Origin of the sequence: Caballeronia terrestris (genome assembly GCF_001544515.1) — a bacterium.
GTDB classification, from domain to species: domain Bacteria; phylum Pseudomonadota; class Gammaproteobacteria; order Burkholderiales; family Burkholderiaceae; genus Caballeronia; species Caballeronia terrestris.
The window spans coordinates 1-3209 of record NZ_FCOL02000220.1 but is presented as its reverse complement, the minus strand read 5'-3'; the positions used below and the strand labels follow the sequence as shown (position 1 = coordinate 3209).

Here is a 3209-nt window from a genome sequence, read left to right as displayed (position 1 = left end):
ATGCGCTGACAAGCCCAATGACTCGGAACCGGGCGGCCGCCGACGCATCCGGTCCGCATAAACCGGCACGTGCTCCGGATCGAAGTGAACCCGGCCTTCGCTCTCATTGCGCCACAGCCGGTTCAGAAACACTCGCGCCGCAGTCAGCGAAGGCGCCTGCCGCGCGAGGACCTGCGGCTTCGACCAGTACACCCCGTAAATCTGCGGCTTGCTCGATGCGAGCTGGCCAAAGTATTTGTCTTCGGCCCGGTTCTCCAGGCGCGTATCCAGATCGTTGCGCTCGACGTACTCCGCGATATCGCGGTCCCATCCTTCCACTACCGACCGATCGAACACACCGCGGATCACGCAGGCGCCGCGCGTTTTGACCAGCGCGATTTGCTCCGCACTTACACGCTGCTCCGCGATGTCGGAGAACAGTATTTCGGGGATCACGTTTTCGCCGCGATTCCGTTGTTCGGCGATTCTGTTTGCTTCGGCGCGGACCGCTTCTTCCACTTCGGCGAACACTTCGGAATAGTTTGGAAGCCGGGCGCGAAGCTCCTGCTTCGCGTGCCGGATAGCTGTCGGCAAATCGTCAACGTTGAGTGCCATGGTTGTCTCCTTTTGGGTCTGCTATATGCGCAGCATAGACCGACCATGCCCACAAAAGTGATAGCATCCAGACAATTACTTTGCGTCTTCGGCCATGAAACCAGCTTATGAACACTTCGAGTTTGGCGGTGACTGCTCGGTCAAGGTTTATCATCGTCGGTTGCCACGCCTTCCGTTCGAAGGGGACACCACCATCCTGAATATGGACTTACGCTGACGCTGAACAGTCACGGCAAACGCTATATCGGGACTCGATTGCAGACTACGTCGACGATGACCTGGTTCTCGTGCCGCCGAATCTTCCTCACACGCGGGCGTCGAACCGCTCGATCGACTCAGCGTCTCCTCAGGTTGCAATCGCATGCAGCGAGCCGGAACCGGCCGAACGCGTTTTACATGACGAGCATCTTCGTCGGCGGCGCGTTGAGTTCGGCGCTTGCGAGCCCGCTGTACGAATATGGCGGCTGGACGCTGGTCGCCGGCGTGGCGAGCGCCTTCCCGCTCGTCGCGCTGATCCATTACCTGGTGATCGGCCGGCCACATGCCGCGCGCATCGGCTGACACGCGCTCAGCAGGTTTTCAGTGTGGCTATGACGTGACGCAAAGCCACGCACTTGCCACGCAATCAAGCTGCTACCCACCGGTGACTTGCAGATCGACGAGTTTCTGCGCCACCACCCGCTGCAAACGCCAGAGATTGGCGTCCCGGATGCCGAGGCGCTCCAGGTGATCAACGGTCTGCATAAGGTATTCGGCGCCGGAGCCCCAGTGTCCGACGGCCTTGCACAGCACGCATGCGATTTCCTCGTCGTTCAGACCGGTCACAAAGTTGCGACCTCTGCGATCCGCGGCAAAGACGATCGCCCGTACGGCGGTATGCCCCGCCTTCGCAGTCACCCATCGTGGCGGACTGGTCGGCGGCTTGACGGTCATCTCCCGTCGCCAAAGCTTGCGAAGGTTTTCGAAAACCCGACCCCCAGCAATTCGGTATAGAGCGCCACGGCAACTGCCGCCAGAAACGAGCGACATCATCAGTCCCGGCTGTTCTGGGGTACCCCGAAATCGCGTGAGTCGAATGCAAAAGGCGCGATGCCAGCCCGGCAAAATCGCTGCCACCTGCTCATCGACGTCGAAGGCCGGATTCCACAACAGCGAACCATAAGCGAACACCCAGATGTCCTCCCCTTGCCATGCGCCGGTGGTGAGCAACGCCTGCAGTGAAGCCTCGTAATCAGCTTCGCTGTGAACGACGACACCAGGGGGCGGCCCTCTGTCTTCGACCTTGCACCCGATCAGAGCCACCAACTCCGGTGTCAGACGCCGAGGTGCCAACTGGTGACGATTTGCCGCAGAGGTCAGGTCCATCTGTCACTCCTTGCAGGGACCTACAGCGGGTATCAGATGAGTCTCGCTGGTGCCGAGAGGCCGCTCCGGCTCGTAGAAGAGGGCGCCGTTAACCCCATCACCCATACAACATAGATGATCGTCCGCGGCATTCAAGGTGAAATATAACGGCGACCCTGTAGATCGAGCGCGGACGAATTCATCGCGGAATCTGGTGTATCGATGATCAAAGCGACCGCATTGCTGTTGAGCCAATTTTCACCGCGTTCGGCGGATCCGGCGCGTACGCTCGTAAAAGTTATCGGGCTTTGCACGAACCCATCGGACGAACGTCTGAATGGCCTCGTTCGACAACAATGCCTCCACAGTGGGATAACGGTCGGCTAGCTCTGCCTCGGAGAAGAGTGCATGAATCTGCCGATGACAAATCCGGTGCATCGCCTCGGTGTGCCGACCGCCCTTGGTCTTCGGCACCAGATGGTGCAAGCTCCGCTCGCTTGCTGGAATGAGACGACCGCACAGCGGGCAGACTTCGCCCATTGCCTGCGGCTGATACCAAGGTTCGGGAGTCTTCTTTGCCATCGCCTCGCTGTATTGCACTGCGTTCTAAACCGCAAGGTCTAAGAGATGCTCAGAGCGACCATCAAACCGCGCTCAACGCCAACACTCAACCACGGAATGCCGGTTAGAGCGGCGGCACGCGCTACACCGGTCAAATTGCTATGTCGCCTTCAGGGAACAAGAAGTATTTTCCCCGGCCTATGCTGCAGCCCCTCGATCATTTGATGAGCAAGTCGCGCTTCGCGAAGCGGAAGCTCCTCGCCGATGCATGTCTCCAGTTGGCCCGCCAAGACCAATTCGGCGAGCTTTTCAAGCGTCACCGTGTTGACGGAAACGAGCAGGAAATCCGCGCGGGCTTCACGCGACGCCGCGCGATCCGCATCGGGCTTTTCGACGATGGATACGATGACGCCGCCGCGCCTGATCAGCGGATAGCACGTAGCAAGCGCGTTCCCGCCGACGGTATCGATGACCACGTCGAACGTTCCCGTGTGAGCGTCCAGTGATCGCGAGCGCTCCACCACTTCCTGCGCGCCACTTTCCCTGACGCGATCGAGGTCTTTTTGGGATGCAGTGGCAACGATGAAGGCGCCTGCGATCCGTCCAAGCTGCACGGCGTAGGCGCCCACATTTCCGGCGCCTCCATAGCCCAGTACCCGCTGGCCGGGCGCGACTCGCGCGAAGTCATGCAGCATTTGCCAAGCCGTAAC

The 3209-nt window shown here is 60.0% G+C and carries 4 protein-coding genes and 2 pseudogenes; 2 read left to right on the top strand and 4 right to left on the bottom strand.

Features of this window, described 5'->3' with window-relative positions; translation table 11 throughout:
- Nucleotides 1-594 (bottom strand): YbiU family protein (locus AWB67_RS35555; RefSeq protein WP_125477834.1); only part of this gene is annotated, 594 nt, incomplete at its 3' end.
- Between the two features lie 94 nt (nucleotides 595-688).
- Here AWB67_RS35555 and AWB67_RS42600 point away from each other — a divergent pair.
- Nucleotides 689-953: pseudogene (locus tag AWB67_RS42600) on the top strand (cupin domain-containing protein); the annotation flags it as partial.
- 1 nt (nucleotide 954) lies between these two features.
- Nucleotides 955-1155 (top strand): annotated as a pseudogene (locus tag AWB67_RS35545) (MFS transporter); the annotation flags it as partial.
- A gap of 72 nt (nucleotides 1156-1227) precedes the next feature.
- On the opposite strand, the gene AWB67_RS35540 reads toward AWB67_RS35545, so the two are convergent.
- From AWB67_RS35540 to AWB67_RS35530, 3 genes are all read right to left on the bottom strand, one after another.
- Complete coding sequence (locus tag AWB67_RS35540) at nucleotides 1228-1959, bottom strand: gamma-glutamylcyclotransferase (protein ID WP_087660573.1); 732 nt, start codon at nucleotides 1957-1959, stop codon at nucleotides 1228-1230.
- Nucleotides 1960-2196: 237 nt separating this feature from the next.
- Complete coding sequence (locus AWB67_RS35535; RefSeq protein WP_087660572.1) at nucleotides 2197-2520, bottom strand: HNH endonuclease; 324 nt, start codon at nucleotides 2518-2520, stop codon at nucleotides 2197-2199.
- A 149-nt stretch (nucleotides 2521-2669) separates the two neighbouring features.
- Nucleotides 2670-3209, bottom strand: a 540-nt coding sequence (locus tag AWB67_RS35530; protein ID WP_143328470.1) for a zinc-binding dehydrogenase, incomplete at its 5' end; no start/stop codon positions are given.